At 69.3% G+C, this 24,850-nt stretch carries 31 protein-coding genes and 1 pseudogene; 18 read left to right on the top strand and 14 right to left on the bottom strand.

Annotated elements, in window-relative coordinates:
- Positions 1-82: 82 nt before the first annotated feature.
- The 3 genes from ISP_RS37500 to ISP_RS37490 are packed head-to-tail and all read right to left on the bottom strand — an operon-like array spanning position 83 to position 3,220.
- Positions 83-1,069, bottom strand: a complete 987-nt coding sequence (locus ISP_RS37500) for an MBL fold metallo-hydrolase (RefSeq protein WP_230468524.1) — start codon at positions 1,067-1,069, stop codon at positions 83-85.
- Positions 1,066-2,397, bottom strand: coding sequence for an MFS transporter (locus tag ISP_RS37495; RefSeq protein ID WP_141748518.1), 1,332 nt, complete (start codon positions 2,395-2,397; stop codon positions 1,066-1,068). Before ISP_RS37495 ends, ISP_RS37500 begins: the two co-directional genes overlap by 4 nt.
- A 52-nt stretch (positions 2,398-2,449) precedes the next feature.
- A complete protein-coding gene (locus ISP_RS37490; RefSeq protein WP_013229007.1) occupies positions 2,450-3,220 on the bottom strand; it encodes a class II aldolase/adducin family protein in 771 nt (256 codons plus the stop codon).
- 140 nt (positions 3,221-3,360) lie between these two features.
- On the opposite strand from ISP_RS37490, the gene ISP_RS37485 reads away from it, so the two are divergent.
- Positions 3,361-4,902, top strand: a complete 1,542-nt coding sequence (locus ISP_RS37485; RefSeq protein ID WP_013229006.1) for a helix-turn-helix domain-containing protein — start codon at positions 3,361-3,363, stop codon at positions 4,900-4,902.
- A gap of 199 nt (positions 4,903-5,101) precedes the next feature.
- On the opposite strand, the gene ISP_RS37480 is transcribed toward ISP_RS37485, so the two are convergent.
- Genes ISP_RS37480 through ISP_RS37470 form a run of 3 tightly spaced genes read right to left on the bottom strand, consistent with a single transcriptional unit; the run spans position 5,102 to position 6,679 of the window.
- On the bottom strand, positions 5,102-5,740 hold the full coding sequence (locus ISP_RS37480; protein WP_013229005.1) for an NAD(P)-dependent oxidoreductase: 639 nt from the start codon (positions 5,738-5,740) through the stop codon (positions 5,102-5,104).
- 25 nt (positions 5,741-5,765) lie between these two features.
- Positions 5,766-5,933 (bottom strand): hypothetical protein, encoded by a 168-nt coding sequence (locus ISP_RS37475; protein WP_155258939.1) that lies wholly within the window; start codon positions 5,931-5,933, stop codon positions 5,766-5,768.
- 20 nt (positions 5,934-5,953) lie between these two features.
- A complete protein-coding gene (locus ISP_RS37470; protein WP_013229004.1) occupies positions 5,954-6,679 on the bottom strand; it encodes a DsbA family oxidoreductase in 726 nt (241 codons plus the stop codon).
- 96 nt (positions 6,680-6,775) lie between these two features.
- Here ISP_RS37470 and ISP_RS37465 point away from each other — a divergent pair, with 96 nt between their 5' ends.
- Entirely contained in the window at positions 6,776-7,186 is a 411-nt protein-coding gene (locus ISP_RS37465; RefSeq protein WP_013229003.1) for a winged helix-turn-helix transcriptional regulator, read from the top strand.
- Between the two features lie 410 nt (positions 7,187-7,596).
- On the opposite strand, the gene ISP_RS37460 is transcribed toward ISP_RS37465, so the two are convergent.
- The 3 genes from ISP_RS37460 to ISP_RS37450 all read right to left on the bottom strand — a co-directional run bounded on the left by ISP_RS37460 (position 7,597) and on the right by ISP_RS37450 (position 10,986).
- A complete protein-coding gene (locus tag ISP_RS37460) occupies positions 7,597-8,508 on the bottom strand; it encodes a LysR substrate-binding domain-containing protein (RefSeq protein WP_013229002.1) in 912 nt (303 codons plus the stop codon).
- Between the two features lie 76 nt (positions 8,509-8,584).
- On the bottom strand, positions 8,585-9,850 hold the full coding sequence (locus ISP_RS37455; protein ID WP_013229001.1) for an MFS transporter: 1,266 nt from the start codon (positions 9,848-9,850) through the stop codon (positions 8,585-8,587).
- The gene (locus tag ISP_RS37450) at positions 9,847-10,986 is read right to left on the bottom strand and encodes a mandelate racemase/muconate lactonizing enzyme family protein (RefSeq protein WP_013229000.1); all 1,140 of its coding nucleotides are present in this window, start codon (positions 10,984-10,986) and stop codon (positions 9,847-9,849) included. The genes ISP_RS37455 and ISP_RS37450 overlap by 4 nt, the downstream gene beginning before the upstream one ends.
- Positions 10,987-11,449: 463 nt before the next feature.
- Here ISP_RS37450 and ISP_RS37445 point away from each other — a divergent pair, with 463 nt between their 5' ends.
- From ISP_RS37445 to ISP_RS48235, 3 genes are all read left to right on the top strand, one after another.
- Entirely contained in the window at positions 11,450-12,418 is a 969-nt protein-coding gene (locus tag ISP_RS37445; protein ID WP_013228999.1) for a PucR family transcriptional regulator, read from the top strand.
- 96 nt (positions 12,419-12,514) lie between these two features.
- Positions 12,515-13,795 carry an AMP-binding protein gene (locus tag ISP_RS37440; protein ID WP_013228998.1) on the top strand — a complete coding sequence of 427 codons (1,281 nt, stop codon included), beginning with the start codon at positions 12,515-12,517 and terminating at the stop codon, positions 13,793-13,795.
- Positions 13,795-14,406 carry an AMP-binding protein gene (locus tag ISP_RS48235; RefSeq protein ID WP_014467583.1) on the top strand — a complete coding sequence of 204 codons (612 nt, stop codon included), beginning with the start codon at positions 13,795-13,797 and terminating at the stop codon, positions 14,404-14,406. The genes ISP_RS37440 and ISP_RS48235 overlap by 1 nt, the downstream gene beginning before the upstream one ends.
- Before the next feature lie 58 nt (positions 14,407-14,464).
- Here the strand turns inward: ISP_RS48235 and ISP_RS37435 are convergent, their stop codons facing one another.
- Together ISP_RS37435 and ISP_RS37430 are read right to left on the bottom strand one after the other, a co-directional pair.
- Complete coding sequence (locus ISP_RS37435) at positions 14,465-15,124, bottom strand: response regulator transcription factor (RefSeq protein ID WP_013228996.1); 660 nt, start codon at positions 15,122-15,124, stop codon at positions 14,465-14,467.
- Positions 15,121-16,296 (bottom strand): sensor histidine kinase, encoded by a 1,176-nt coding sequence (locus ISP_RS37430; RefSeq protein ID WP_230468523.1) that lies wholly within the window; start codon positions 16,294-16,296, stop codon positions 15,121-15,123. The genes ISP_RS37435 and ISP_RS37430 overlap by 4 nt, the downstream gene beginning before the upstream one ends.
- Before the next feature lie 158 nt (positions 16,297-16,454).
- On the opposite strand from ISP_RS37430, the gene ISP_RS37425 reads away from it, so the two are divergent.
- Genes ISP_RS37425 through ISP_RS37405 form a run of 5 tightly spaced genes read left to right on the top strand, consistent with a single transcriptional unit; the run spans position 16,455 to position 20,679 of the window.
- Complete coding sequence (locus ISP_RS37425; protein WP_013228994.1) at positions 16,455-16,973, top strand: hypothetical protein; 519 nt, start codon at positions 16,455-16,457, stop codon at positions 16,971-16,973.
- Between the two features lie 44 nt (positions 16,974-17,017).
- Positions 17,018-18,031 (top strand): zinc-dependent alcohol dehydrogenase, encoded by a 1,014-nt coding sequence (locus tag ISP_RS37420; RefSeq protein ID WP_013228993.1) that lies wholly within the window; start codon positions 17,018-17,020, stop codon positions 18,029-18,031.
- Positions 18,032-18,050: 19 nt separating this feature from the next.
- Positions 18,051-18,251, top strand: a complete 201-nt coding sequence (locus ISP_RS37415) for a ferredoxin (RefSeq protein ID WP_013228992.1) — start codon at positions 18,051-18,053, stop codon at positions 18,249-18,251.
- Positions 18,248-19,432: an NAD(P)/FAD-dependent oxidoreductase gene (locus ISP_RS37410; RefSeq protein WP_230468522.1), complete on the top strand. Its 1,185-nt coding sequence runs from the start codon at positions 18,248-18,250 to the stop codon at positions 19,430-19,432. The genes ISP_RS37415 and ISP_RS37410 overlap by 4 nt, the downstream gene beginning before the upstream one ends.
- A 23-nt stretch (positions 19,433-19,455) precedes the next feature.
- Positions 19,456-20,679: a cytochrome P450 gene (locus tag ISP_RS37405; protein ID WP_013228990.1), complete on the top strand. Its 1,224-nt coding sequence runs from the start codon at positions 19,456-19,458 to the stop codon at positions 20,677-20,679.
- A gap of 24 nt (positions 20,680-20,703) precedes the next feature.
- Here the strand turns inward: ISP_RS37405 and ISP_RS37400 are convergent, their stop codons facing one another.
- Positions 20,704-20,937 (bottom strand): acyl-CoA dehydrogenase family protein, encoded by a 234-nt coding sequence (locus ISP_RS37400; RefSeq protein ID WP_013228989.1) that lies wholly within the window; start codon positions 20,935-20,937, stop codon positions 20,704-20,706.
- A gap of 8 nt (positions 20,938-20,945) precedes the next feature.
- Between ISP_RS37400 and ISP_RS37395 the strand changes: the two genes are divergently transcribed.
- The 5 genes from ISP_RS37395 to ISP_RS37375 all read left to right on the top strand — a co-directional run bounded on the left by ISP_RS37395 (position 20,946) and on the right by ISP_RS37375 (position 22,099).
- Positions 20,946-21,212, top strand: coding sequence for a thiamine pyrophosphate-dependent enzyme (locus ISP_RS37395; RefSeq protein ID WP_080582944.1), 267 nt, complete (start codon positions 20,946-20,948; stop codon positions 21,210-21,212).
- Complete coding sequence (locus ISP_RS37390) at positions 21,164-21,319, top strand: thiamine pyrophosphate-dependent enzyme (RefSeq protein WP_013228988.1); 156 nt, start codon at positions 21,164-21,166, stop codon at positions 21,317-21,319. The genes ISP_RS37395 and ISP_RS37390 overlap by 49 nt, the downstream gene beginning before the upstream one ends.
- Positions 21,320-21,525: 206 nt before the next feature.
- Positions 21,526-21,831 (top strand): hypothetical protein, encoded by a 306-nt coding sequence (locus ISP_RS37385; RefSeq protein WP_230468521.1) that lies wholly within the window; start codon positions 21,526-21,528, stop codon positions 21,829-21,831.
- A gap of 14 nt (positions 21,832-21,845) precedes the next feature.
- On the top strand, positions 21,846-21,998 hold the full coding sequence (locus tag ISP_RS37380; protein ID WP_141748517.1) for a hypothetical protein: 153 nt from the start codon (positions 21,846-21,848) through the stop codon (positions 21,996-21,998).
- On the top strand, positions 21,935-22,099 hold the full coding sequence (locus tag ISP_RS37375) for a pyruvate dehydrogenase E1 component subunit beta (RefSeq protein WP_013228986.1): 165 nt from the start codon (positions 21,935-21,937) through the stop codon (positions 22,097-22,099). Before ISP_RS37380 ends, ISP_RS37375 begins: the two co-directional genes overlap by 64 nt.
- A gap of 16 nt (positions 22,100-22,115) precedes the next feature.
- Here ISP_RS37375 and ISP_RS37370 read toward each other — a convergent pair whose 3' ends face one another.
- Both ISP_RS37370 and ISP_RS37365 read right to left on the bottom strand, forming a co-directional pair.
- Positions 22,116-22,811, bottom strand: a complete 696-nt coding sequence (locus tag ISP_RS37370; RefSeq protein ID WP_013228985.1) for a TetR/AcrR family transcriptional regulator — start codon at positions 22,809-22,811, stop codon at positions 22,116-22,118.
- 448 nt (positions 22,812-23,259) lie between these two features.
- Positions 23,260-23,448 (bottom strand): hypothetical protein, encoded by a 189-nt coding sequence (locus tag ISP_RS37365; RefSeq protein WP_013228984.1) that lies wholly within the window; start codon positions 23,446-23,448, stop codon positions 23,260-23,262.
- 35 nt (positions 23,449-23,483) lie between these two features.
- Here ISP_RS37365 and ISP_RS37360 point away from each other — a divergent pair.
- From ISP_RS37360 to ISP_RS37350, 3 genes and pseudogenes are all read left to right on the top strand, one after another.
- Positions 23,484-23,546: pseudogene (locus ISP_RS37360) on the top strand (hypothetical protein); the annotation flags it as partial.
- A gap of 235 nt (positions 23,547-23,781) precedes the next feature.
- A complete protein-coding gene (locus tag ISP_RS37355) occupies positions 23,782-23,958 on the top strand; it encodes an enoyl-CoA hydratase (RefSeq protein ID WP_013228983.1) in 177 nt (58 codons plus the stop codon).
- Positions 23,931-24,824 carry an SDR family NAD(P)-dependent oxidoreductase gene (locus ISP_RS37350; RefSeq protein WP_265049925.1) on the top strand — a complete coding sequence of 298 codons (894 nt, stop codon included), beginning with the start codon at positions 23,931-23,933 and terminating at the stop codon, positions 24,822-24,824. Before ISP_RS37355 ends, ISP_RS37350 begins: the two co-directional genes overlap by 28 nt.
- Positions 24,825-24,850 lie beyond the last annotated feature (26 nt).

Raw genomic sequence — 24,850 nt, 5'->3', positions numbered from 1 at the left:
CGGCATCGGGCTCCTTGGTGCCGAAGTGCTTCCGCGGATCTGCGCCGAACCTGCGGAACGGTGAATCCGGCCCGCCGGCGGCTCAGCAGCAACGGTGGCCGATAAGGGATGTCGTCGCCGGGGTAGTGCCGGCATCGAGGATGAGGCCGTGCACCATCGCGTCCATGACGTTCATGAAGCGTTGCGTACCGTCTGTTCCGAGGATGAACGGATTGGTGGCGCGGGGGCTGTCCAACATCTGCTGCATGCGTTCCAGCCCGTGGTCGCAGAAGGGGTGGTTCGACAGCTCGACGTCGACGCGGGCCTGCCGCAGACGGAAGCGAAATTTCTCCACCGACGAGAGATAAGTCTCCAACGTGGCGATGTCGGCGGGCGGTTTCGTGCCGCCCCAGAGCATCCCGGTGTGCCGTCGCCCGTTGGCCCTGAGCGGGATGACCGGCGAGACGGTGCCGGGGGTGTGCCCAGGTGTGTGGTGCAGGGTCAGCGTGGTATCGCCGAGGGTGAGCCGTTGCCCGTCGCTGATGTCCAGATCGCGGACGGGCCTGCCGGGCTGGCCGGCGTCTTCCATGTGGTCCCAGTCGGCCGGCGCCGCCAGGACACGTGCGCCGTAGTTGTCGGCGAAGTACTGGGCGCCGCCGAAGTGGTCGCCGTGGCCGTGCGTCACCACCACGTACTTGACGGTTGCCGGATCGGCGCCCAGCGAGCGCAGGCCGGGGACGATGACGGTTTCGGCGTCGGCCGTCGAGGTGAGTGCGTCGATGAGGATGATGCCGTCGCTGGTGAGCACGGCCACGGCGGACACCCAGCCGACTCCGAGTACGGCGAGGTTGTCGAAGATCTTCATCGGGGCGGGAGCGGTCGGCCGCGGGACGGTGAATCCCGGGGTCAGCGCGGCGATGATGTCCAGCAACACGGGATCGTCACCGGCGAGTCGGTAGGCGTGGTCGTAATAGTACTGGGCAGTGCGCCCGTTCTCGGCGGTTGCGGTGCCCGGCAGCAGAAGTGTGCCGGCCCCGGCCATGGCGGCCAGCTGAGCGAACTTCCGACGGGACATGGGTGAGTTCGTCATGACGCACTCCCTGTGGCGATTGTGCTGGTCTCGCCCTGCGTGGGTAGCGGAGTGGTCGATCGTCCTTTCAGGACGAACGTGACCACGAGGCCCACCACCGTGAGCGCGGCGAGGTAGACGCCCACGGAGTAGACGGTTCCGGTGCCGGACTGCAGGGCTTGCGCGATCATCGGAGCGAACGCCCCGCCGAGCACGGCCCCGATGGCGTAGGCCAGAGCGGCCCCGCTGTAGCGGATTGCGGCAGGGAACATCTCGGAGTAGAGCGCCGCCTGAGGACCGTAGGTCAGTCCGAGCGCGATGCTGTAGACGAGCAGGGCCACGACGACGAGCCCGAGGTTCGCGGTGTTGAGCAGCGCGAAGAACGGGAACATCCAGACCAGCTGCAGAACGAAGCCGACGCGATAGACCTTGAGCCGGCCGACCCGGTCGGACAGCCACCCGGCGAACAGCGTGCTGGTCAGCCACGCCACCGCGGCCACCATGACGGCGGACAGGATCACCGACTTGGACATGTGCAAGCTATTCACGGCGTATGTCTGCACGTACCCGCCCGTTGTCATGTAGCCGGCGGCGTTGTTCGCGGCGAAGAGCAAGGCGCCGCCGAGCACCAACGGCCAGTGGTGCTTGACCACGGTCAGCAGGGGTGTCTTGGCCCTGCTGCCGGTCTGCTGGAGCTTCTGGAACACCGGGCTTTCGGACACCTTGCGGCGGATGATTAGTCCGACCGCGATCAGGACGACGCTGATCAGGAACGGGATCCGCCAGCCCCAAGCGAGGAACTGCTGTTGCGTCGTCATGGCGGTGACCACGGCCAGCACACCGTTGGAGAGCAGCAGCCCCGCAGGGGCCCCGAGTTGCGGGTAGGCGCCGAACAGTCCGCTTCGCCCAGCGGGCGCGTGCTCGACGGCGAGCAGCGCGGCGCCGCCCCACTCGCCGCCCGCCGAGAGACCCTGCAGGATGCGCAGGAGGATCAGCAGCACCGGCGCGGTGTCCCCGATGGCGCTCGCAGGCGGGATCACGCCGATCAACGTCGTTGAAATCCCCATGAGCAGCAGCGTGAAGATGAGGGTGCGGCGCCGGCCGATCCGGTCGCCGAGGTGCCCGACGAGCGCAGCCCCGACCGGCCGGAAGAAGAAGCTGATCCCGATCGTGGCGAACGAGATGAGCAGGGCGTTGCCGCCGAGCCCGGCGAAGAACTGGCTGTCGAAGACGAGCCCGGCGCAGAGCGCGTAGATGAAGAAGTCGTACCACTCGATGGTGGTACCGGCCATGGCGGCAAGGGCGACCCTGCGGTGCTCCTTGCGGGCGGGCGTGGCGGGACGGGGCATGTGCGGTCCGATCGTCAGGTCGTCGTTGAACCGGCGAACCGAAAGGGGGTTGTCAGCGGGCGTAGGTGGGGTCGATCCGGTCGATCCTCCGGCGCATTGCGTCGAACAGGCTCCGGCCGGCCTCGGTGCGGTCACCCAGCTGGAAGGACTCCCGCGTCGACCGCATGGCGGCCTCCTCGGTGACCGGGGTCAGAGGGCGGCCGCCCGACTGGGCGGCGAGCTGGATTTCACAGGCCCGCTGCAGGGTCCACAACGTGGCGAAGGCGGCCGGAACGGTCGAGCCGAGCGCGAGCAGGCCGTGGTTGCGCAGGATCATCAGGTCGCGGCTGCCGAGGTCGGCGACCAGCCGGGGCTTCTCCTCGGGATCGACGGTGATCCCCTCGAAATCGTGGTAGGCGACCATGTCGTGCAGTTGGGCGGAGTAGAAGTTGTCCGGGTCCAGTCCGTCGCGCAGGCACGCCACCCCGGTGCCCGCGGTGGTGTGGGTGTGCATGACGCAGTGCGCGTCGGGGCGGTTGGCATGGATGACGGAGTGGATCAGCAGCCCGGCCTCGTTGATCGGCCAGTTCGACTCGGACAGGATGTTGCCGTCGAGGTCGATCTTCACCAGGTTCGAGGCGGTCACCTCGTCGTACATCAGTCCGAACGGGTTGATCAGCAGGTGCCCGTCCTCGCCCGGGACGCGCACGGTGATGTGGTTGAAGACCATCTCCACCCAGCCCAGATGGTCGAAGATCCGGTAGCACGCAGCGAGTTCGACCCGGGCGTCCCACTCCGCCTCCGTCATGGACGCGGGCCTCGCCCCGGCATGGACGGCGGTCATGACTGCCTCCTCGGTTGTTCGGGAAAGAGCAGGATGCATCTGGGTGACAGCGGGGAACAACGTCACCGCCCACACAACGCGCGCCCGGTTAGTGTTGGATTCGACATATCCCTTCCCATGCCGCGAGGACGCTGAAGATCATGAGCGGTGTTTCGCTGGCCGACCTCGTGGGCGCTCTGCGCCACGACGTCGTCCGTGTGTCGATCGACGGTGATGCCGCGCAAGCGGTGCGCGGAGTCGAGCTGCTGGACCCGCAGGCCGGTGAGGGCTACGGCCCGGGGCAGCTCTTGCTGGGTGTGGGGCTCGATGTCGGTGCTCGGGATGACACCGAGAGCGCACTTCGGGCCGCGGCCGAATCCGGCGGAGTGCTGGCCGTGAAATCGTCCCGGGAACTGCCCGTGGCGTTCCTCGACCGTGCCCGGGCGGCGGGCGTGACCGTCGTGTCGATCGACGAGCGGGTGCCGTGGAGCCGCATCCAACGGCTGGCCTCGGCCGTGCTCGCCACTCGATCCGGCGGGGACGCAGAAGGCGCGACGTCGGGCGGTGACCTTTTCTCCTTGGCCAACTCGGTGGCGGGTGCCGTTGGCGGAGCGGTCGCGATCATGGACACCGGCCAGGCGATCGTGGCCTACTCCAACCTTCCGGACCAGCCCATCGACGAGACCCGCCGCCGCGGCATCCTCGGCCGCCGGGTACCGGAGGAGGCATTGCCGGATCACCTTTCCGGTGAGGTCTGGCGCAGCGACTCGGTGGTCCGCAGGCAGCGCGAAGGCGACTTGCCTCGGCTGGCCGTGGTGATCAGGGCGGGGGAGGAGGTCCTCGGGTCGCTCTGGGTGGCCTTTCCCGGCCCGATCCCGGAGTGCGCGGCCACCCTGCACCAGGGGGCGCGGCTCGCGGCGCTGCACATGCTCGCGTTGCGCCGCCATCTCGATGCCGACCAGGAAAGCCGGAACCTCGCCTTCCGGGCCGCTCTCGACCACCCCGGCGACGAAGGTCCCGACCTGCGCCTGCCCGCGGTCCTCCTCGGCGCCGACGTACCCGGACCGGGCGAGATACACGGAGCGAACTTGCTGCGCGTGCTGGACCTCTTCGGACTCGACGGTCGTGCGCTCGGCCACCAGCCCGCGCTCGCGCTGAGCAACAACCGGATCTACGCGCTGCTCCCCGCTGCGCCCGCGGGCTCCATTCCCGTGCCCGCGCTCGTCGCCCACCTCCGCGACCGGGTCGAGCACACCCTGCGTTCGGAGATCACTGTGGTCAGCAGCAGACAGGTGCAAGCCGTGGCCGAGTTGCGAGGTGAGCGCCATGACGTCGACACGGCCCTGGATCATGTTCGCGACTCGGGCGAGGCTCCCAGCCACTACACGACCGAGCAGTTGCGAGCTCCGATCGTCCACAAGCGGCTGGTGAACACGATTCGCGGCGACGCGCTCCTTCGCATCGGTATCGGTGAGCGCATCCTGGGCTACGACCGGAAGCACAGCAGTGAGTTCGTCGCCACCTTGCGTGGTTATCTACGGCACTTCGGCGATGTCGTGGCCGCGAGCGCGGAACTGCACATCCACCAGAACACGCTGCGTCAGCGTCTGCGCCGTGCGCAGGAGCTGTTCGATCTCGACCTCACCGACCCGGCGCAACGGCTTCTTCTGGAACTCGAACTCACCGCAGCGGCCGGAAATTGACCCCGGCAGTGAGCCGGTTTTTCCGAATGGAAAGGCGGGAGAACTCTCGCTGAGTGGCGGCCGCGGCGGCGGTGAGCCCGATGGTCTCCGGTACGTCACGGATGGCCTGGGCGGTGGGCCGCGGCGGCCGTCGGGCAGGCGTGGGTGTTACCGACAGGAGCAGACGCCGAGTTCGACGGTCTTGGCCGGGTCCTCGGCATCAGTTGCTGATGGCGGGCATGGCCCGCCGGTAGCGGGTGTCGGTGAGCTGGGAAACGAGGAACGCGGCGATGTCGGCGCGGCTCATGGCGGAACCGACCCGGTCGTGGCCGAGGAACCCGGAGCGGACGCGGCCGGTGGCGGGCTTGTTCGTCGGATTGGAGATCCGGGCGATGGTGTAGTCGAGACCAGAGCCGGTTACGGCCTCGGTCATGCCCTTCAGCTCGGCCAGGGCGTTGGGGAACATCAGCCCGGCCATGACCGGTAGCACCTTGTGCTTCCAGTGCGGCTTGTCCTGCGGGTCGGCCAACGAAGGCGTGGCCAGGCCGATGAACCGGGTCACCTTCTGGGCCTTCATGGCCTGCACGATGGTGCGGGTCCCGTTGGTCACCGCGGTGCCAGTCGCGGACCGTTTCAGGGACGGGCCGAGCGCGCTGATCACCGCGTCCGCACCGCTGAGGGCCTGGAGGACGGCGTCGCGGTCGGACAGCTGTCCGGTGACGACCGTGAGGTCGGGGTGGGTGAGGGCGAGCTTGGCGGGGGTGCGGACCAGGGCGGTGACCTGGTGGCCGTCGTCCAGGAGCTGGCGGACGACGAGGCGGCCGATGCCGCCGGTGGCGCCGAAGACGGTGACACGCATCAGAGATGGTTCCTTGCGGTGAGGGTCAGAAGCGGTAGGAGGTCAGGAGCTGTAGGGCCGGAAGCGTCCCCCGGACCACCTGGGCGGTCAGGGTCAGCAGGACCTCGTTGAAGGCGATCGCGCCGGGTTTCCCACGGCGGGCGTGGGTGACCGCGGCCAGCGCCATCACCGAGCCGGGAAATGCGGAGATCAAATGCCCGGCAGGCGTGTGGATCAGGCGTGGGCGGCGTGGCCGGCGGGAACCGCGCAGCCGTCCGGGCCGCAAATCGCCGCGTCGCTCTCGGTGATGACAACGGTGGGGTGGGTGGCATGCCAGACCTGGCGCAGGATGCCGAGCACGGTGTCGGTGTCCTGCGCTCCGGCAACGGCGTACCGGCCTTCGACCACGATGAACGGCGCGCCGGTGGCACCGAGATGCTGCCCCAGTTCCAGCTCGTCCTGGACCTGCTGCCGGAAACGGCCCTCGGTGAGCACGCGCCGGGTCTCTTCGCGCTCCAGACCGATCTCCTCGCCGAGATCGAGCAGTTCGTCGAGGCCGAAGATGGGCCGGGCCGCCCCGAAGTAGGCCCGGAAGATCGTGTCCCACGCGAGGCGGTTTTTGCCTTCGGCTGAGGCGTGGGCAAGGAACTCGTGGGCCAGCCGGGTGTTGCCGACCTGGTTGTCCAGCACCCGATAGGGGCTCAGGCCTTCCTGTTCGGCCATCGCCTCGATCTTGCCGGTCGTCGCCTCCAGGCGGGCGCCGGCCAAGCCGTAGTTGCGCAGCGTGGCTTCGCGCACACTGACGATGCTGCCGACCGGGTAACGGTCACTCAGCGGAAACGAGCGGTGGGTCACGTCCACCTCGTCGCCGTGCTCGAACCGCCGCACGGCGCGGTCCACGCGGTGGCTGCCCAGGCCGCACCAGGGGCAGGTGATCTCGGACCAGATCTCGACCCTCATCATGCACCTCCAATTCCTACGGTTTGTGCGTAGCGCCATGATGGACCAGTATTGAAGGCTGTACAAAAGGCACATTGATGTCCGTGCCGGAAGGGAATGTGCGCCATGGACACCGCGGACCGACCCGATGCCGCTGCGGACCGGGGGCCGTGCGCCGCCATCCCCGCTGATCAGATGGATTTCGTCCGGCAGATCCTGGACCGGGTCGGCGACAAATGGAGCATGTTGGTGATCTCCGCACTGGAAGCCCGTCCCCTGCGCTACACGGAGCTGCAGCGCGACGCCCCTGGCATCTCCCAGCGGATGCTCACCCTCACCGCGCGCCAGCTCCAGCAGGACGGCTTGGTGACCCGGACCGCCTACGCGGAGGTGCCGCCGCGCGTGGAGTACGCCCTCACCCCCCTGGGGCGCAGCCTCCACCACGTCGTCACGTCCCTGATCACCTGGGTCGTGGATCACCATGGCCAAATCCGCGAACACCGGTCCTCCTCCACCACCACATCCTGACGTCCAGCCTTTCGCCTGGACGGGACGCGGAACGTCCTGGGCGATGTCGAGCGCACTCGCCACCTCCAGGACCGTGACGCGATCACCTCGACCACCGACGAGCTCGTCGCCGACGAGCTCGAACCGGCAGACCCCAAGTCGTGAACTCGACCCTGACGGCACGATCATCGAGCACGTGGCCACGACCCAGGTGAAAGATCTTCAAGCTCACCAACGGCGGCATCGGCAGCACCTGGCGGATCGGGGACGGGCTTCCGCAAACCGAGTACCCCCGGTCGGCATGGCCATCCGGGCGAGCACCGCGGGGCCGGCCAAGCCCAGAAGAGGCTTCGGGTTGATCCTTCGCAACAACCGGCATGACCCTCGCCTTGAGCGAAGATCGAGTCGGACGTCTCCGCTTACAGCGATAATCAGTCCGCGGAGTGCGCAGTGATAGTCGCTTCCCGGCGGGCGGCGTCGATGAAGGCTTGTGCTGCGTCGGACAGGGCCCGGTCGCGGGGCCAGGCGAGGGAGGCGCGCACGGAGATGGGCCGAGGGGTGAGCGGGCGGCTGACGAGCGTGCGGCTTTCGTGGCTGAGCCGGTGTTGCGGAAGGACGGCGGTGAAGGAGATCCCGACGTTGCGGGCCACGAGTGCGCGGCACAGTTCCACCGAGTCGACCCGATAGCGGATGTCCGGGCTGATCCCGTTGGCTGCCAGGTAGTGCATCATCACTTCGCGGTTCTGGGGGTTGTCGATGAGGATGACCGGTTCTTCGGCGAGCTCGGCAGCAGCGATCTGGTCGCGTTCGGCGAGCCGGTGCCCTGCGGCGAGGATGACGCTGAGCGTGGTTTCGAACAGCGTCAGCGTGTCAAGGGAGCGGTCCCGGTGTGCGCTGTAGTTGGCGATGAGTTCGAGGCTCCCGTCGTGCAGCAGCGTCACGAGTTCGTCGGCCGGGCGGACGGCGACCCGGATGCGCAGGCCGGGGTGTTCGCCCGCCAGGCGGTCGATCGCGCCCGGGAACGCGACCGGCGCGAGGGTCGCGGCGGCGCCGATGTTGAGCACGCCCCCGAGTGCTTGCCGGGTGGTGCGGCGGTGCAGGTTTCCCGCCGAGCGCAGGAGCGACAGCGCACCGTCGAGGAACTCCTCGCCTGCTGGTGTCAAGCTGACGCCGACGGCTCGCTGGCGGTGCAGCAGTTCGGTGCCCACAGCGGTCTCGAGCGCGTCGATACCCGCCGCGAGCGCGGAGCGCGACACGGTGAGCTGTTCGGCGGCTTCGGCGAGGCTGCCGGACGCCGCCACGGCGGCGAAGTATTCCAGCTGGCGGAGCGTGAAGCCGATCATGGAAGTCCTTTGTGGTCGGAGCTGGACCCGAGCGGCTACCGGGTCGAGCTCCGATGGTGCCGTATCCGGGTGCGGGCTACCCGGCGGCTGCGTCGCGGTCTTGGGCGAGTTCACCCAGCTCGACGCGATCGGCGGTGAGGGCGATGAGTGCGGCGACCGCCATCACCGCCATGACGAGCACGAACACCGCAAGGTAGGAGCCGCCGGTCGCCTGGATCAGCGCGCCCATCGCAGTCGGTGCGATCACCCCGGCGAACTGCTGCCCGAAGTTGGTGATGCCGGTCGCGGTGCCGGTCACCGAGCGGCGCATGCGCTTGAGGATCACGATCGACAGCAGCGGTGCACAGGCCGCGGCGGCCACTTGCGCCACGGACAGGAACACCACCCCGGCGACGACGCTCGACGCGAAATAGGTCAGCAGCACGAACACGATCGCGACCGACATCAGCCCGGCGACCACGCGGCCTTCCTTGCGGCTGAACCGGTCGGCGGCGAACCCGACGCCGATCATCGCGACGAACGCGACGAGGCTGGGGATCGCGGTCGCCAGGCCCGCGCTGGTCAGCTTGAGCCCTTTCACCTGCACCCAGTAGGTCGGCATCCACTGGCTCATGCCCCAGGTGAAGATACCGACGCCGAACTGCATCACGGCGAGCTTCCCCACCAGCGGAGTCCGCAGGACCCGGAGCACCGGAATCCGCTCGGCCGAACCGGAACGGCCGGCGCCCGGGCCCGACATCGGCCGGGACACGACCAGGAAAACACCGCTGAGCAGCAGGCCGATCCCACAGAAGAGCCAGAACGCGCCGCGCCAGCCCCAGGTTTCGGTCAGCGACGCGACCAGGTAGGCGCCGAACGCGGTGCCCAGCGTGGCGCCGGACATCAGCAGGGATTTCGCCCTGCCGCGCTGGCGTACGGGCATGAGCTCGGCGACCGCGACCGAGCTCGCCGGCGGAAAGCTGCCTTCGGCCGCGCCGAAGATCCCGCGCAGCACGATGAGCGAGACGAGTGACCAGGCCAGCGCGGTCACGCCGGTGAAGGCCGACCACAGCAGCATCACGACCAGCAGCACTCGCCGGGCGCCGTACCGGTCGGCCAGGTAGCCGCCGAGCGGAGTCACCACGGCGAAGCCGAGGAAGAACGCGCTGAGCACCATGCCCATTTCGGTCGGGTTGAACCCGAATTCCCGGGAAACGGGCACCGCGATGATGCTCATCGCGGTCTTGTCGAAGTAGCCCACCAGCCACTGGACGAAAACAACGCCGATGATCAGCCAGCTTCGGCGCGGCGAGAGGGACGAGGACCGCGTCGCCGGTGTGCCCCGTACAGGTGCCGCGCTCATCGGGCCTGCACCGATCCGTCGAACGCCAGCGCCGGGGTGAGGTCGCGTGGCGCGGGCGGGAACAGCGTCTCGGCGTCCGGCGCCAGTTCGATGCCGATGCCGGGGGCGCCGGGCACCGCCAAGTAGCCGGCTTCGAACTGCAACGGGTCCTTGATCATGACATCCTCGCCGCCGTCGGTGTTGAAGCTCGGGTGCTCCTGGATCAGGAAGTTCGGCACGGACGCGTCCAGGTGCAGGCACGCCGCCGTCGACACCGGTCCCAGCGGGTTGTGCGGCACGATCGCCACATAATGGGCCTCGGCCAGTGCGGCGATCTTGCGCGCCGGCGTCAGGCCGCCGACCGCACACACGTCCGGCCGCACGTACCGAGTCGCGCCCCGCGTCAGCAGGGCCTGGATCTCCTGCACGGAAATCGCCCGTTCCCCGGTCGCGATCGGCACCGGGACAGCCCGCGCGACCTCCGCCATTGCGTCCGGGCTCTCCGGCGCGATCGGGTCCTCGAAAAACAGCGGCCGGGCCTGCTCGATACCCCGGCCCACGGCGATCGCCTCCGGCACGGACAGGGAGCGGTGTGCCTCCACACAGAGGTCGAACCCCGGTCCCACGGCCTCACGGCACGCGAGCACCTTGCGTACCGCATCGTCGACCCGGCCGGCGTAGGACTCCGCGCCCCGCTCCCACCGCTGTTCGGCGAACGACGGCAGGACCAGCCGGGCGGCGGTGAACCCCTGGTCGCGCAACTCGACGCAACCGGCCGCCATTTCCTCGGCCGTGCTGCCGAAAACCGGCGCGTAGGACCGCACCCGGTCACGTGTCGGCCCGCCGAACAGCTCGTGCACCGGCACACCGAGCCGTTTGCCCTTGATGTCCCACAGCGCGATGTCGACGGCCGCGAGCGCGCTCAGCACAATGGCGCCGCGGAAGAACGTCGACTGGTACAGGTACTGCCAATGGTGCTCGATCCGCGCGGGATCCTGCCCCACCAGGTATCGGCGCCACTTGTCCAGGATCGCCTCGACCGCATCGAGGTAGGCCCACGCGCCAACCTCGCCGAGCCCCGTGATCCCGACGTCGGTGTACACCGACACGAAGAGGTAGCGACCCACGTGGTGGGTCTGCAGATCCGTAATGCGCACGGCTGTTCTCCTTTGAACTCCTGACCTGATGATTGCCGTACCGCAATGCCGGTTCAAGCACTCTTATTCTGCTTGGAAAGCCGACTCAGTCGGCTTTAGGTGCGTCGAGTGCGCCGGGGCCGGGTCGGGCGTCGACTCGGCTCTGTGGTGTTGTGCGTTGACCACCGTCGCTGGCTATGCTGCCGTTCGTGGCGTCCACGCCCGAGCACGCGGTCACTCTGCAGCAGGTAGCCGAAATGATCAGAAGACGGCGACGTGCGCTGGCCACCGTGAACGTTCAGACGATCCGCGCCGAGATCGCCGGCTATGCGGCGATCGACGACAACGCCCTGCTGGCCAACGTGACCGACCATGTCACGAAGGCTCACGAGGCTCTCGTGTCAGTCTGGCAAGTGGTCGTCCCGCCGATGACGGCGACGTCGCGTTCGTCCACACGCACGCTGCCCAGCGTGCGCGTCAGGGCATGTCCTTGGCCGACTTCATGCACGCGATCCGCATCACGCACCGTGTCATGTGGGGCGCGATCGCGAAATGGACAGCGGGCAGGTCTGGCGGACACGACGTCGCCCCGGCCGCCGCAGGCCTCGTGTTGGAGTTCGTCAACCGGGCCAGCACCATGGCCGCGCAGGTGTACCTCGACACCGAGCAGGTGCTGGCTCTGGAGGGAGACCGGGCGCGTCGGGACCTGCTTGAAGACCTGCTCGCGGGCCACGAGCCCGGGCCCGGCCCGCGGCTTGCCGCCGCCCGGGAGGCTGGGCTGGCTCCGGACGCACAGCGCCAGGTGCTGGTAGCGGTTCCGGTCACGGCGATGGCCGATCAGTACGCGCTTCGGTCTGCCGTGTCGGCTCTGGCTCGTGCTCTCGGTGATCCGGTACGGTCGCTGGCCGTCGTGCGGCAGGACGAGATCGTCATCGTGCGGTCGCTGCCCACGGCTGGTGGCGATCCGCCGAGCGGGCCGGTCAGAGCCGCGTGGCGGACACTTGCCGAGCAAGGCATCAGGCTCGCGATCGGGATCAGCACGACCCATGACACGACTGCGGGCACGCCGAAGGCCTACCGTGAGGCGACCGCGGCGCTGGGCACCTTGCCGAAGCCGGGCGGCGTCGCCGCACTGGCCGAACTCACCGCGTTCGAATACCTGACACTTCACGCCGACGACACGGTCGCGCGGCTCATCCCGACGCGGGTACGCACGTTCGTGACGGAGGATCTGCATGCCGGCGCGACCCTGACCGAGACGGTGCTCTGCTACGTCCGCACCGACCTCAACGTGAAAGCCGCCGCTCAGGCCCTGGGCATCCACGTCAACACAGCACACCATCGGCTCGCTCGCGTCGAGGAACGCACCGGGTACGATCTTCGCCGGCTTGCGCAGGTGCAGGAGCTGTTGATCGCTATCAGCCTACTAGGCGGGTTCAGCGCCGGACTGTGATCCGATCACAACGAGCACGGTCGAAATTCGGTCGCACAACCGATGACCGGAGCCAGGTCGCACTCTAGTATTCCCATCAGCCGTCCGCATTTCTCGATGGCGCGGTTCGAGCTCAGAGTGGAGACAACGACGATGGTATTCGGCCACGGACGGATCATTTCCGCCCCCGCGACCCTGTGCGAGGCATTTCAGCGAATCGCCACCGTTGAACCGGATGCTGTCGCCATCCGCACGGTTGGTGCGACCCAAGAGCTGAGCTGGCGAAAGCTTGGCGAACAGGTGCGATTCCTCGCCGCCGGGCTCGCCGGCCTCGGTGTTCGGCGAGGTGACGCGGTCGCCCTGATGATGGCGAACCGGATCGAGTTCTATCCCGTCGACCTTGCCGCCCAGCACCTCGGGGCGATCCCGTTCTCCGTGTACAACACCCTCGCAGCGAGCCAGATAGGACAGCTCTTGCGTAACTCGGAGTGCACCGTGGTGGTGTGCGAAGAGCGTTTCGTGGAAATCATTCGTGAATCGGGTGCCCCTATTGAACACGTCATCGTGGTGGATGGGCAGGCGGACCACACCCTGAGTTTGAATGATCTGTGCGGCCGAGGCGCAGCCGACACCTCTTTCGACTTCGAGACGGCCTGGCGTGCGGTTCTGCCCGACAATGTCCTGACACTGATCTACACCTCAGGGACGACAGGCAAGCCGAAAGGCGTCGAGATCACCCACGCCAACGTGCTGGCGCAGGCCGCAGGTGTTGCACAGGTCCTGGATTTCCGGTTCGGTGACCGGACGACCTCATATCTTCCATCGGCGCACATCGCAGACCGCTTCTTGTGCTTGTATGCCCAGGAAATCTTCGGCACCCAAATCACGGTTGTACCGGATCTGAACACGATCTCGCAGGCCCTGCCGGATTGCCGACCGACCGTCTGGGGAGCCGTGCCGAGGGTGTGGGCCAAACTCAAGCAGGCGATCGAACGATCCGTCGATGCCGACCCCCGCCGCGAGGAGATCCGCCACGCGCTGGAGATCGGAGAGCGTCGCAGCGAGCTCATCCAGACCGGAAGGCCGGTCGATGACGACCTCGCCGCGGAGCACGCCGAAGTCGATGCCACGGTGCTGTCCGGGTTACGCACCGCCTTGGGTCTCGATCAGACGAGATGGGCGGTGTGCGGTGCCGCGCCGGTGGCCGTCGAGACGGTGAAGTTCTTCGCGGCTCTGGGAGTCCCGATCTGCGAAGGCTGGGGTATGTCGGAGTTGAGTTGCTTCGGGGCGGTCAGCGCGCCCGGCACTGCACGATTCGGCGCCGTTGGCAAGCTCCTGCCCGGTTTGACCGCACAGCACGCCGACGACGGTGAGCTTCTGGTGCGAGGACCGACGTGATGAGGGGCTACCGGAACGACCCCGGCGCGACCCACGACGCCATTGACAGCACGGGCTGGCTCCACACCGGCGACATCGTGAGCGTCGACCGAGACGGGCATCTCCGCATCGTCGATCGAAAGAAGGACCTGATCATCACCGAGGCGGGGAAGAACATCGCCCCCGCGGCCGTCGAAAGCGCCATCGAGGCCGCAAGCCCGCTAATCGGCACCGTGGTCGCGGTCGGCGACCAACGCCCGTACCTCACCGCGCTGATCGTCCTCGACCGGACGGCCGCCGCGGCCTACGCCGCGGAGCACGGGCTGAACCCGGTGCCGGAGGCGCTGGCCCGCTCACCGCGCCTGATCGAGGCGATCGCGGCGGACCTGGCGGAGGGGAACCGTCAACTGTCCCGTGTGGAACAGGTCAAACGCTTCCGGGTGCTGCCCGTGTACTGGGAAGCCAGCAGTGACGAATTGACTTCCACGCTGAAACTCAAGCGTCGGAACGTCACCGAGAAGTACGCGGGTGAGATATCCGAGCTCTATGCCGGTAACCCTGGCCCTGACGTCCATCAACTGAACGGCTCCGACCGTCGGCTCGGCCTGGAACGTCAGCGTCAAAACACCTGACGCGACGTCGGCGTGGCGAAACCCGCGCAGCGATCTTGTGAGCAAGTGCGCCGCCGGTTCAGGGGCGGATGCCCGCGCGGAAGGCGAGCGTCACCAGCTGGGCGCGGTCCCGGGCACCGACCTTGGTCATGGCCCGGTTGGCGTGGGTCTTGACCGTGAACGGCGAGACGGACATCAGCGCCGCGATTTCAGCGTTGTCCAAACCGGACACGACCGCTTCGACGATCTCCAGTTCCCGGGGTGTCAGGGTTTCGAACAGCCGCGCGATCTCCGGCTCCGGTCGTGAGCCGGCGTCGCGCGCCACATGGTCGATGAGGGCCGCGGTGGCGGCGGGGGTGAGCGCTCCACCGCCGGCGGCGACTTCGAGGATGCTGGTGGTGAGCTCGGCGGGACCGACGCCCTTGCCGAGGAAACCGTTCGCGCCGGCCCGCAGTGCGGCGAACACGTTCTCGTCGTGGTCGAACGTGGTGAGCACGACGATGCGCACTTCCTCGGCCGGGTGGCCACGGCGGATGCGGCGGGTGGTCTCCACCCCGTCGATGCCGGGCATCCGGATGTCCATCAGGACGACGTCGACCGGTGTCTTCGCCAGCAGCCGCAGCGCGAGGAGTCCGTCACCGGCCTCGGCGGCCACCTCGATGTCCGGATGCGCCTCGAGCATGGTGCGCAGGCCGACCCGGATCATCTCCTGGTCGTCGACGATCATCACCCGGATCATCGGACGCCCTCCGCGCCCAGGTCGAGAACAGCGCGGATCCAGAACAACTGGCCCTCTTCCCGGACTTCGAGCCGGCCGCCGACGGACGCGGCCCGTTCGCGCATGCCGACGAGACCGTAGCCCCGGCGGGACGGAGCTTCGCGCGGGGCGCTGACGTTGACGGCTTCGATCGTGACCGCGCCGGGTTCCGCCGCGACCCGGAGCGAGACGGTGCCGTCGCCGTGGCGCTGGGCGTTGGTCAGCGCTTCCTGGACGATGCGGTAGGCGGCGGTGCCGACGGTGTGGGGAAGGCCCGCGGGCGCGGTGTCGACGGCCGCGTCGACGTCGAGGCCCGCGGCGCGGGCCGACTCGACGAGCTCGGTGATCCGCCCGTAGTCCGCCGCCGGGGCCGTGCCGGGATCATCGCCGCTGACCCGCAGCGCGGCCAGCACCTGTTGTGTCTCGCGGAGCACCGCCTGCACCCCGGCACGTGCCGCGGCGAGGTCGGCGCGCGCGGCTTGCGCCCCTTCGGGCAGGTGCACCTCGGCGGCGCCAAGGTGCATGCTCACCAGCGCCACCTCGTGGCCGAGGACGTCGTGCAGGTCGCGGGCGATCCGGACCCGCTCCTCGGCGACACGGCGTTCGGCTTCCGCTTCGCGGGTCGCGACCGCGTCCTGGGTCCGCTTGCGCAGTTCGTCCCAATACCGGTGATGGCCCCGGATCGCGCTCCCGGTGGCCGCGGCCGCCAGGGCGAAAGCGACGGCGATCGACCCGATGTCGTCCCACCCGCCCGCGGCGGCGTGGATCGCGATAGCGGCGTAGTCCGCGACGCCGGTCACGAGCCCGGCCGGGAGCGCCGGCACTCCGCGGAGCGTGACGACGAACGTTGCGAAGATCGTGAAGGTCCACGTCGGCAACGGGTCGGCGCCGAGCAGTGCCGCCAGGAGCGGCCCGGCGAGCGTCGTCGCCAGGCCGGGCCACGGGTACCGCCGGCTCGCGGTGACGCCGAGGCAGACGAGGACCAGCGCGGCGTAGCGCACGAGCGGGTGCGGCAGGGCGTGGGTCACGCTCGAGACGGCGTCGACGATCACCCCGAGGCCAATCGCGACGAGCGCGGCGGCCTCGAACACGCGGGGCCGGCGGAGGACCATCGGGCTCCGCGCCCACACGTCGGTACGGGATCGGGTCGGCATGCGCCGATCCTCGCACGCAGCAGCCCGGGCCGCGTACTGCGAACGCAGTACGCGCAGACGATTCACCGAGACGATTCGCCGCGGGTTTCCTCCGTCCACGATGGTCACATGCCGCCGAGAACGGCGCTGGACCAAGCGAAACGAGGGAGTGCCGCTTCATGACCATCGCAGCGAACGACCGGCAGGCCGTGTCCTACGAGTACACGACGATCCGGGTCGAGCGGGACAAGGAGCGGCTCCACCGCGAAGTCCACGAGAGCTTCGGCTGGATCCTCGATGGGCGTGTCCCGGCGGGGGAGACGGTCACCCTCGAGCTGAAGCGTGACCGCCGGATCCGGAATCGACCCGTGGTCGCCGAGTTGCAGCGGACGGCCGAAGAGGCACTCGCCTCGATCGGGCGCCTCGAACGCTCGAAGACCGCCATCGCCTCCGCCGTCGCGTACTCGGTCGGGCTGGCCGGGGCCGCCTTCTTCGCGGGAGCGGTCTTCAGCCTCAACGCCGGGCTCATCCCGCTGTTCCTGTTCCTCGGGTTCCACGGGCTGTTGTTCTGGGTCGCACCGTACTTCCTGCACACCCGGCTGCGCACCCGCAAGGCCGCCGAGCTCGCGCCGCTCATCGATCGCCAGTACGGGGTGATCCGCGAGACAGCGGAACGCGCTCACGGCTTCCTGAAGTGATGGCGGCGTTTCACAAAGGTTTCCCAACCACTTGGAGGTTCACGATGAAATCCGTCCTGGTCACCGGTCCCGGCAGGGTCGACGTGGTGGAAGTGCCCAAGCCTTCACCCGGTCCGAGGGACGTCCTGGTCCGGATGCGGGCCTGCGGCATCTGCGGGTCGGACGCCTACTACGTGACCATCGGGGGCATTCCTCCGCGGCAGGGCGCCACCCCGCTCGGCCACGAAGGTGCTGGTGAAGTCGTCGAAGTCGGGGCCGAGGTCACCGGGTTCGCGCCCGGCGACCACGTGGTGATGAACCCGCTGGCGCCCGGTTCGCAGCTGCTCGGCAGCGGCGGGCCGATGGGGGCGCTGAGCGAGTACCTGGTGTTCCGCGACGCCGAGCCCGGCCGTGAGCTCCGGATCATCCCGCGGAACCTGCCGTTCGACCTGGCGGCGATCAACGAACCGATGGCCGTGGCGCGGCACGCGGTGAACCGCACCGCCCCGCAGCCCGGGGACACGGTCGCCGTGTTCGGGGCGGGGCCGATCGGCCTCGGTGCGGTGCTCGGCTACCGGATCAGCGGAGCCAAGCACGTCGTCGTGATCGACGTCCAGCCGGCCCGGCTCGAGAAGGCACTCGCGATCGGCGCGGACGCCGTCATCAATTCCGCGGAAGAGGACGTCGCCGCCCGGCTCACCGAGTTGCACGGCCCCGGCGCGACCGTGATGGGCGCACCCCGCGCGGGCACCGACATCTACCTCGACGCCGCCGGTGCCCCGGCCGTGATCGACACCGCACTGGCCGCGGCCAAGGCGAACGCGACCTTGGGCATCGTGGCCGTGCACAAGAAGCCGGTGCCCGTCGACTTCGGCGCCCTGCTCGGCGTCGAGCCGACCATCGTCACGGCGATGGGCTACCCGCAGGAGATCTTCCAGGTGACCGACGACATCGTCGCCAACCAGGACCGCTTCGGCCGCATCATCAGCCACCGCTTCCCGTTCACCGACGTGCTGACGGCTCTCGAGACCGCGGCCACCCCCGGTGCCGCCGACAAAGTCGTCGTCACCTTCGACTGACAGAACAAGGAGAACAGCCATGAAGGTATCCGTCGATCAGGAGAAGTGCTGCGCCGCCGGGACGTGCGCGATGGTCGCGCCCGGCGTGTTCGACCAGCGCGACGAGGACGGCATCGTCGTCCTGCTCCTCAGCGAGCCGCCGGCCGACCTGCACGACAGCGTCCGCGAAGCCGCCAGTGTCTGCCCGGCTATGGCGATCCACCTGAGCGAGGACGCGTGAACACACCCCGGAGTGTTCTGGTGGTCGGCGCGTCCGCGGCCGGCCTCTCCACAGTGGAATCGCTGCGGCGCCGGGGCTATGGCGGCGAGCTGACGGTGCTCGGGGCCGAGACGCACCTGCCCTACGACCGGCCACCGCTGTCCAAGCAGGTGCTCGCCGGGAACTGGGAGATCGACCGGACGCTGCTGCGGCCGGAGCCGGCACTGTCCGCTTTGGACGCCGAGTTCGTCCTCGGGGACGCGGCCACCGGGCTGGACCCGGCGACCCGGACCGTCCGCACGGCTTCCGGGCGCACCCTGGAAGCGGACGCCGTCGTGCTCGCCACCGGCGTCCGGCCGCGCACCCTGCCGGGGCAGGACGACATCGCCGGCATCCACGTGCTCCGCACCCTCGAGGACACGCTGGCGCTGCGGGCGGACCTGCTCGCCGCGTCCCGGCTCGTCGTCGTCGGCGAAGGCGTGCTCGGTGCCGAGATCGCCGCCACCGCGGCCGGGATGGGCCTGGCCGTCACCATGGTCGGCCCCCAGCCGGCACCGATGGCGGCCCAGGTCGGCCCCCTGATCGGCGAACTGCTTGCCCAGGTGCACACCGAAGGCGGGGTCGAGCTGCGGCTGGGCACCGGGGTCAGCGGCTTCACGAGCCGGCGGCACCGGGTCGCCGGCGTCTGCCTGGACACCGGCGAGGTGCTGCCGGCCGACGTGGTCGTCGTCGCCATCGGCGCGAAGCCGGTGACCGGCTGGCTCGAGGGTAGTGGCCTGACGCTGGACAACGGCGTGCTCTGTGACTCCCGCTGCCGGGCCGCCGAGGGCGTCTACGCGGTAGGCGACGTCGCGCGCTGGCACCACGAGGGCTTCGGTAACGCGATGCGGCTGGAGAACCGGACCAACGCGACCGAACAAGCCAACGCCGTGGCGGCCAACGTCCTCGGCGACGACCTGGCGTATGCGCCCGTGCCCTACTACTGGACCGACCAGTTCCACGTCAAGCTGCAGGTCCACGGGCTGCTTCCGGCGGACGCCGCAGTGACCGTCGTGGACGGTGACGTGGCCACCGGCCGGTTCGTCGCCCGCTACACCCGAGACGGCCGGACGACCGGCGTGCTCGGCTGGAACATGCCGAAGCAGACGCGGCTTCGTCGCCAGGAAGTTGTCGACGCGCTCACCGAATCCGTAGCCGCCTGAACACTTTTCCTTGGGAGGAAGACATGACCGAGACCTTCGCCGATGATGTGACCACCGAGTTCCCGGCGCCCCGGGCGGCCGGATGCCCGTTCGCGCCGCCGCCCGCATTGCGGGAGGCGGCGGCGGAAAAGCCGTTGTCGCGAGTGCGCTTGTGGGACGGCAGCACGCCGTGGCTGATCACCGGGCACGCTGAGCAGCGCGCCATCCTGTCCGACACCCGGGTCAGCATGGACGAGAAGCGCCCCGGCTTCCCGCACCAGAACGCCGCCACCGCCGAGAACGTCCAGCACCACCCGCAGACCATCTTCAACACCGATGCTCCGGAACACACCCGCTTCCGGCGGCTGATGACCTTTCCCTTCACCGCCAAGCGCGTCGAAGCGCTCCGCCCCGCCATCCAGCAGATCACCGACGACCTCATCGACGACCTCCTCGCCGGCCCGAAGCCGGCTGACCTGGTCCAGGCCCTCGCCCTGCCGCTGCCGACGCTGATGATCTGCGAACTGCTCGGCGTCCCCTACGAAGACCACGAGCTGTTCCAGCGCAACGCCACGGTCGCGGTCGACCGCAACGCCACCGCCGAGGAAGGCGCGCGCGCCAGTGGCGAGCTCATGGGCTACCTGATGCGGCTGATCACGACCCGGATCGAGACCCCGGGTGAGGGGTGGGTCGCCGAGCTGGCCGAGCGGGTCAAGGCCGGCGAGATCGACGTCGCCGGTGCCGCGCAGCTGGGGGTGGTGCTGCTCATCGCCGGCCACGAAACCAGCGCCAACATGATCGCCCTCGGCACCCTCGCGCTGCTGCAGAACCCCGAGCAGCTCGACGTCTTCCGGACCGGTGAGGACCCGAAGGTCATCGCCGGGGCGGTCGAGGAAATGCTGCGCTACCTGTCCATCGCCCACCACGGGCTGCGGCGCATCGCCGTCGAGGACATCGAGATCGGCGGCGAGACCATCCGGGCGGGCGAGGGCATCATCGTGCCGCTGCCGGTGGCCAACTGGGACAGCGACGTCTTCCCCGACCCGGAGCGGCTCGACCTGCACCGCCAGGCCCGGCAGCACCACGCTTTCGGGTTCGGCATCCACCAGTGCGTCGGCCAGCAGCTGGCCCGGGTGGAGCTCCAGGTCGTCTACGGCACGCTCTACAAGCGCATCCCCACCCTCGCACTGGCCACCGACGTCGACCGCCTCGAGTTCAAGGACGACTACCTCGCCTACGGTGTCCTCGAACTGCCGGTCACCTGGTGACCTCCGCGGTCAGCGCCTTGGCGATCACGTAGCGCTGGACCTCGTTGGTGCCCCGCCGATCTCGAGGGTCTTGGCGTCTGCACAGAACCGGGAGATGGCCGACTCGCGGATGCAGCCGTAGCCACCGTGGATCTGGACGGCGGCGCCGGCCGCGCGATTGGCCACCTCCGAGACGTACAGCTTGGCCATGGCGGCCTCCTGGTTGAACGGGCGGCCCTGGTCGCCGAGCCACGCGGCTCGGTAGACCAGGCCGCGCATGCAGGCCGCTGGACGAGCGGGAGGTCGTCACCTCGACCCATCGCGGGCACGGTCACTGCATTGCCAAGGGCCTCGACGTGACGGGCATGCTCGCCGAGCTGATGGGCCGGACAACCGGAACGTGCCGCAGCAACGGCGGGTCCATGCACATCGCCGACCCCGCAAGGCATCTTCGGGCCAACAGGATCGTGGCGGCCGGCTGGCTGATCGTGCCCGCGGCTACGGCGTGGACTTCGCGCACGTCGACGGCAACGACGTGGTCGGCGAGATCGTGACCGACCTGGTGGCGAAGCTCCGCACCGGGGGCGGCCCGGTCTTACTCGAGGCCGAGACCTACCGGTGGCACGGGCACTTCGAGGGGGAATCCGCAGGGCTACCGTGACCCGGCCGAGCCGGCGGAATGGAGACCCGCGACCCCTCGTCCGCCGGCGGGGCGCCTCGACGCGGACAGGATCGCCGTGATCGACCGTGGGTGTCGGCGCGGCGATGCCGGGTTCCGCCCGGTGTTGGAGCTGATGTACCTGGACTTCATCGGCGTGTGCCTGGACCAGCTGACGAACGAGGCAGCCAAGCTGCGGTTCATGACCGGTGGCGCCGTGGCCTCCCGCTGGTCGTGCGCACGCAGTTCGGCGCGGGCAGGTCGTCGGGCAGCCCAGCGGCTCGCAGAGCCTTGAGGCCCTGCTCGCGCACGTCCCCGGGCTGACCGTCGTGATGCCGTCGACGCCCGCCGACACCCGCACGGCGATCCGGGACCCCAGCCACCTGATCTCGCTCGGGCGGCCCGCCATCCGCCGGGAGGGCACCGACGTCACGCTGGGGTCGTACTCGACGCTCGTGCACGACTGCGCGGCGGTCGCCGAGCAGCTGGCGACCGAGGGGTCAGCGTCGAGCTGATCGACCTGCGGACGATGGCGTCGCTCGACACCGAGTCCGTGCTGCACTCGGTGGCCAAGACCGGCCGGCTCGTCGTCGCGCACCAAGCGGTCGAGCAGTTCGGGTGGGGGCCGAGTTGGCCGCCGTCGCCGCGCAGGAGGGCCTCTGGACCCTGGACGCCCCGGTGATCCGGGTGGGCGCGGCCGCCGCGCCCACGCCCTGCACACCGTCGTTCGAGCGGGTGTGGCTGTCCGATCAGGAGAGGATCGCCGCGGCGATCCTCTCCTGATCGGAACGTTCGTGAATCACGCGTCCGGGGGAGCCGGCGGCAGCCCGGCCGCGGGTGTCTGGCGCTGGGCGAGGAACTCGCGAACGCGGTCTTCGAGGTCGTCGACCTGGTAGGCGGGGTTGCGGAAACCCACGACGAGGGTGGTGCAGTACTCCCGGGCCAGTGTCTCCGCGTCCCACTCCCCACCCGGCTTGACCCACTGGTAAGTGTGGTTGTGCATGTTCAGGAACTGGAGCATGGCCAGGCGCGGGTCGAGCTTGCGGAACGATCCGTCGTCCATCGCTGCGGTCAGCAGGTCCTGGATGATCTTCTCGAACTCGCGACGCTGGCGCAGCAGCCGTGCGCGGTTCGTGCCGCGCAGGTGCCGGTGGTCGTGCTCGTACACCCAGACGTGGTCCAGCCGGGCCAGGATGTTCTCCAGGAGAGCCTGCGACAGCAGCCGCAGCCGTAGCACCGGATCCTCGTCCAGGGCCGCGATCCGGCGCGCCGAGGTCAGCAGCGGGCGCAGCACCCGGTCCTGGATCTCGACGAGCAGGTTCTCCTTGGAGGAGATGTAGTAGTACAGCGCACCCTTGGCCAGCCCGGCGACCTGCCCGATCTCCGCGATGCCGGTGGCTGCGTAACCCTGCCTGGCGAACAGCTCCGCGGCCTGGTCGATGATCTCCTGGCGCTTGATCTCGAAGCCCGGCCCGTGCCCCGGTGGTCTTGGCATGGCTCAGGAGCTTATTCGCACCTCAGACGTCGCACCGGGTCCACCCGGAAAAGGGAGAAAGCACACCCTCTACCGAACGGCCGGCAGGGGCTTGTCAGCGTGCGCGAACAGCCTTGGAGTGCTTCCGCCGCCATTTCATAGACCAACTGGTACACGGAACTTGGCGGTGCGTTCGACGCCGCTCACCCAGGAGGGTCGGTGGCCGACTTCGCCAGCGTGGCCGATCACAACGCGAGCCGTCGTCCGGACAAGGTCGCGCTCTCCTGGGGAGCGACAGGCGGCTGACCAACCGCGAGTTCCACGCCCGTGTGAACGCGCCACCGGTCCGAGTCGCGCACCCGCGGCGTCGAACACCATCGCGAGTACACTGCCCAGCCCGCGTTCGGCGCCGGTGGTCACCACCCGCCGGCCCGAGACCGTGACCATGTGCGTTCCGCCCTTCGTTCGGTCACGCCTGGCGAAGCAGTGGTGCGGAGTATCGACCGATCGATACATTAAACTCGACCAGCGTCGCGCACCACTCGGAGGTGAAGAGCCGTGACCGCACTTCGCGGCCGGCGCCGACGTCAAAGAGCTGCTCGACCTGACCGCCGACGAGTTCCACGAGCGCAACCAGGTGCGGCAGCAGGCGTTCCACGCCCTGTCCACGGCCCCGCAGGTGGCGTCGCGGCGATCAACGGCTGCGCGCTGGGCGGCGGGTGCGAACTGGCCCTCGCGGCCTGCTTCCGGATCGCCGGGCGCGGCGCCGTTCTCGGCCCGCCCGAAATCACCCTCGGCATCATGCCCGGCTCCGGGCGGGACCCCGCGGCTCGCGCGGGGTCGGCCAACCCAGGGCGAGGGACCTCATCCTGTCCGGCCGGCTCGTGCCCGCCGACGAGGCGCTCCGGATCGGGCTCATCGACCGGGTGGTCGACGACGCCGAGGTGCTCGACGTCGCCGTCGAGCTGGGCCTCACCTACGCGCGCGGGCGTTGGCGCTCACCTATGCCAAGCCGGCGATCGACGCCAGTACCGCGTTGCCGATCGAGGCCGGCCTGGCGCTGGAAGCCGACCTGATCACCAAGTGCTTCGCCAGCGAAGACGCGCGGCACGGGCTGCGCAGTTTCGTCGAGAACGGCCCGTGGCGCGCGACGTTCCGCGGCCGCTGAGCCACTTCCACCAACGAGGAGTCACGGATGAGCGAGCCCACGACGTCTCCACGACGGCGGGCGGAGAGGCGATCGTCGGAACGGCGCTCGAGCACTTCGGCCGTATCGACGTCGTGGTGAACAACGCCGGCATCATCCGGTGGGGCGGCCTGCCGGAGCTCGATCTGGAGAACCTCGAGCGCCACCTCGCCGTGCACCTCCTCGGGTCGTTCACCACCATGCGGGCCGCGTGGCCGCACTTCATCGAGCAGGGCTACGGCCGGATCGTGCTGACGACGTCGAGCGGCCTGTTCGGTCTCGACAACAACCTGTCGTACGCGGCGGCCAAGGCCGGAGTCATCGGCCTCGCCCGCGGCGCGAAGCTGGCCGGCGAGCCGCACGGGATCAAGGTCAACCTCATCGCGCCGGCGGCGCAGACCCGGATGGCCGGCGGCGACCCCCTGGGAGACGACGCCCAGGCTGTGCCGGGACAGCCGTTCATGCCGTCGGACGCCGTGGCACCGATGGTCGCGTTCCTCGCCCACGAGAGCTGCCCCGTCAACGGCGAGATCTACACGGCCGGGGCCGGCCGCTTCGCGCGGGTCTTCATCGCCTCGACCGAGGGCTACGCGCACCAGGACGGCGCGGCCACGATCGAAGACGTCGCCAAGAACTGGGACGCCGTCAACGACGAGTCGGGGGTACTACGTCCCCGCGGACCTGATGGCCTGGTCCGGCGCCTTCCTCAAACACCGGTTCACGCCGGGCGCCTGAACGCCGGGCGCGGGGGGGCGGCGCGGCGGGGGGGGGGGGGGGGGGGGCGGGGCCGGGGGCCCACGTCCGCGCGGGCCCGCCGCGGCAGGCTCGGGGCATGCGGAAAACCCTGATCGCCCTGGCGTTCCTGCCCCTGCTC

The organism is Amycolatopsis mediterranei, assembly GCF_026017845.1.
In the GTDB taxonomy this organism is placed as follows: domain Bacteria; phylum Actinomycetota; class Actinomycetes; order Mycobacteriales; family Pseudonocardiaceae; genus Amycolatopsis; species Amycolatopsis mediterranei.
The sequence above is the reverse complement of the archived record's forward strand: the minus strand, read 5'-3'. Positions and strand labels throughout refer to the sequence as shown.

Excerpts from the sequence above, each read along its gene's own strand:
- ISP_RS37500 (WP_230468524.1), bottom strand. The coding sequence starts at position 1,069 with ATGACGAACTCACCCATGTCCCGTCGGAAGTTCGCTCAGCTGGCCGCC.
- ISP_RS37495 (WP_141748518.1), bottom strand. The coding sequence starts at position 2,397 with ATGCCCCGTCCCGCCACGCCCGCCCGCAAGGAGCACCGCAGGGTCGCC.
- ISP_RS37490 (WP_013229007.1), bottom strand. The coding sequence starts at position 3,220 with ATGACCGCCGTCCATGCCGGGGCGAGGCCCGCGTCCATGACGGAGGCG.
- ISP_RS37485 (WP_013229006.1), top strand. The coding sequence starts at position 3,361 with ATGAGCGGTGTTTCGCTGGCCGACCTCGTGGGCGCTCTGCGCCACGAC.
- ISP_RS37480 (WP_013229005.1), bottom strand. The coding sequence starts at position 5,740 with ATGCGTGTCACCGTCTTCGGCGCCACCGGCGGCATCGGCCGCCTCGTC.
- ISP_RS37470 (WP_013229004.1), bottom strand. The coding sequence starts at position 6,679 with ATGAGGGTCGAGATCTGGTCCGAGATCACCTGCCCCTGGTGCGGCCTG.
- ISP_RS37465 (WP_013229003.1), top strand. The coding sequence starts at position 6,776 with ATGTGCGCCATGGACACCGCGGACCGACCCGATGCCGCTGCGGACCGG.
- ISP_RS37460 (WP_013229002.1), bottom strand. The coding sequence starts at position 8,508 with ATGATCGGCTTCACGCTCCGCCAGCTGGAATACTTCGCCGCCGTGGCG.
- ISP_RS37455 (WP_013229001.1), bottom strand. The coding sequence starts at position 9,850 with ATGAGCGCGGCACCTGTACGGGGCACACCGGCGACGCGGTCCTCGTCC.
- ISP_RS37445 (WP_013228999.1), top strand. The coding sequence starts at position 11,450 with ATGTCCTTGGCCGACTTCATGCACGCGATCCGCATCACGCACCGTGTC.
- ISP_RS37440 (WP_013228998.1), top strand. The coding sequence starts at position 12,515 with ATGGCGCGGTTCGAGCTCAGAGTGGAGACAACGACGATGGTATTCGGC.
- ISP_RS48235 (WP_014467583.1), top strand. The coding sequence starts at position 13,795 with ATGAGGGGCTACCGGAACGACCCCGGCGCGACCCACGACGCCATTGAC.
- ISP_RS37435 (WP_013228996.1), bottom strand. The coding sequence starts at position 15,124 with ATGATCCGGGTGATGATCGTCGACGACCAGGAGATGATCCGGGTCGGC.
- ISP_RS37430 (WP_230468523.1), bottom strand. The coding sequence starts at position 16,296 with ATGCCGACCCGATCCCGTACCGACGTGTGGGCGCGGAGCCCGATGGTC.
- ISP_RS37425 (WP_013228994.1), top strand. The coding sequence starts at position 16,455 with ATGACCATCGCAGCGAACGACCGGCAGGCCGTGTCCTACGAGTACACG.
- ISP_RS37420 (WP_013228993.1), top strand. The coding sequence starts at position 17,018 with ATGAAATCCGTCCTGGTCACCGGTCCCGGCAGGGTCGACGTGGTGGAA.
- ISP_RS37415 (WP_013228992.1), top strand. The coding sequence starts at position 18,051 with ATGAAGGTATCCGTCGATCAGGAGAAGTGCTGCGCCGCCGGGACGTGC.
- ISP_RS37405 (WP_013228990.1), top strand. The coding sequence starts at position 19,456 with ATGACCGAGACCTTCGCCGATGATGTGACCACCGAGTTCCCGGCGCCC.
- ISP_RS37400 (WP_013228989.1), bottom strand. The coding sequence starts at position 20,937 with ATGCGCGGCCTGGTCTACCGAGCCGCGTGGCTCGGCGACCAGGGCCGC.
- ISP_RS37380 (WP_141748517.1), top strand. The coding sequence starts at position 21,846 with ATGGCGTCGCTCGACACCGAGTCCGTGCTGCACTCGGTGGCCAAGACC.
- ISP_RS37370 (WP_013228985.1), bottom strand. The coding sequence starts at position 22,811 with ATGCCAAGACCACCGGGGCACGGGCCGGGCTTCGAGATCAAGCGCCAG.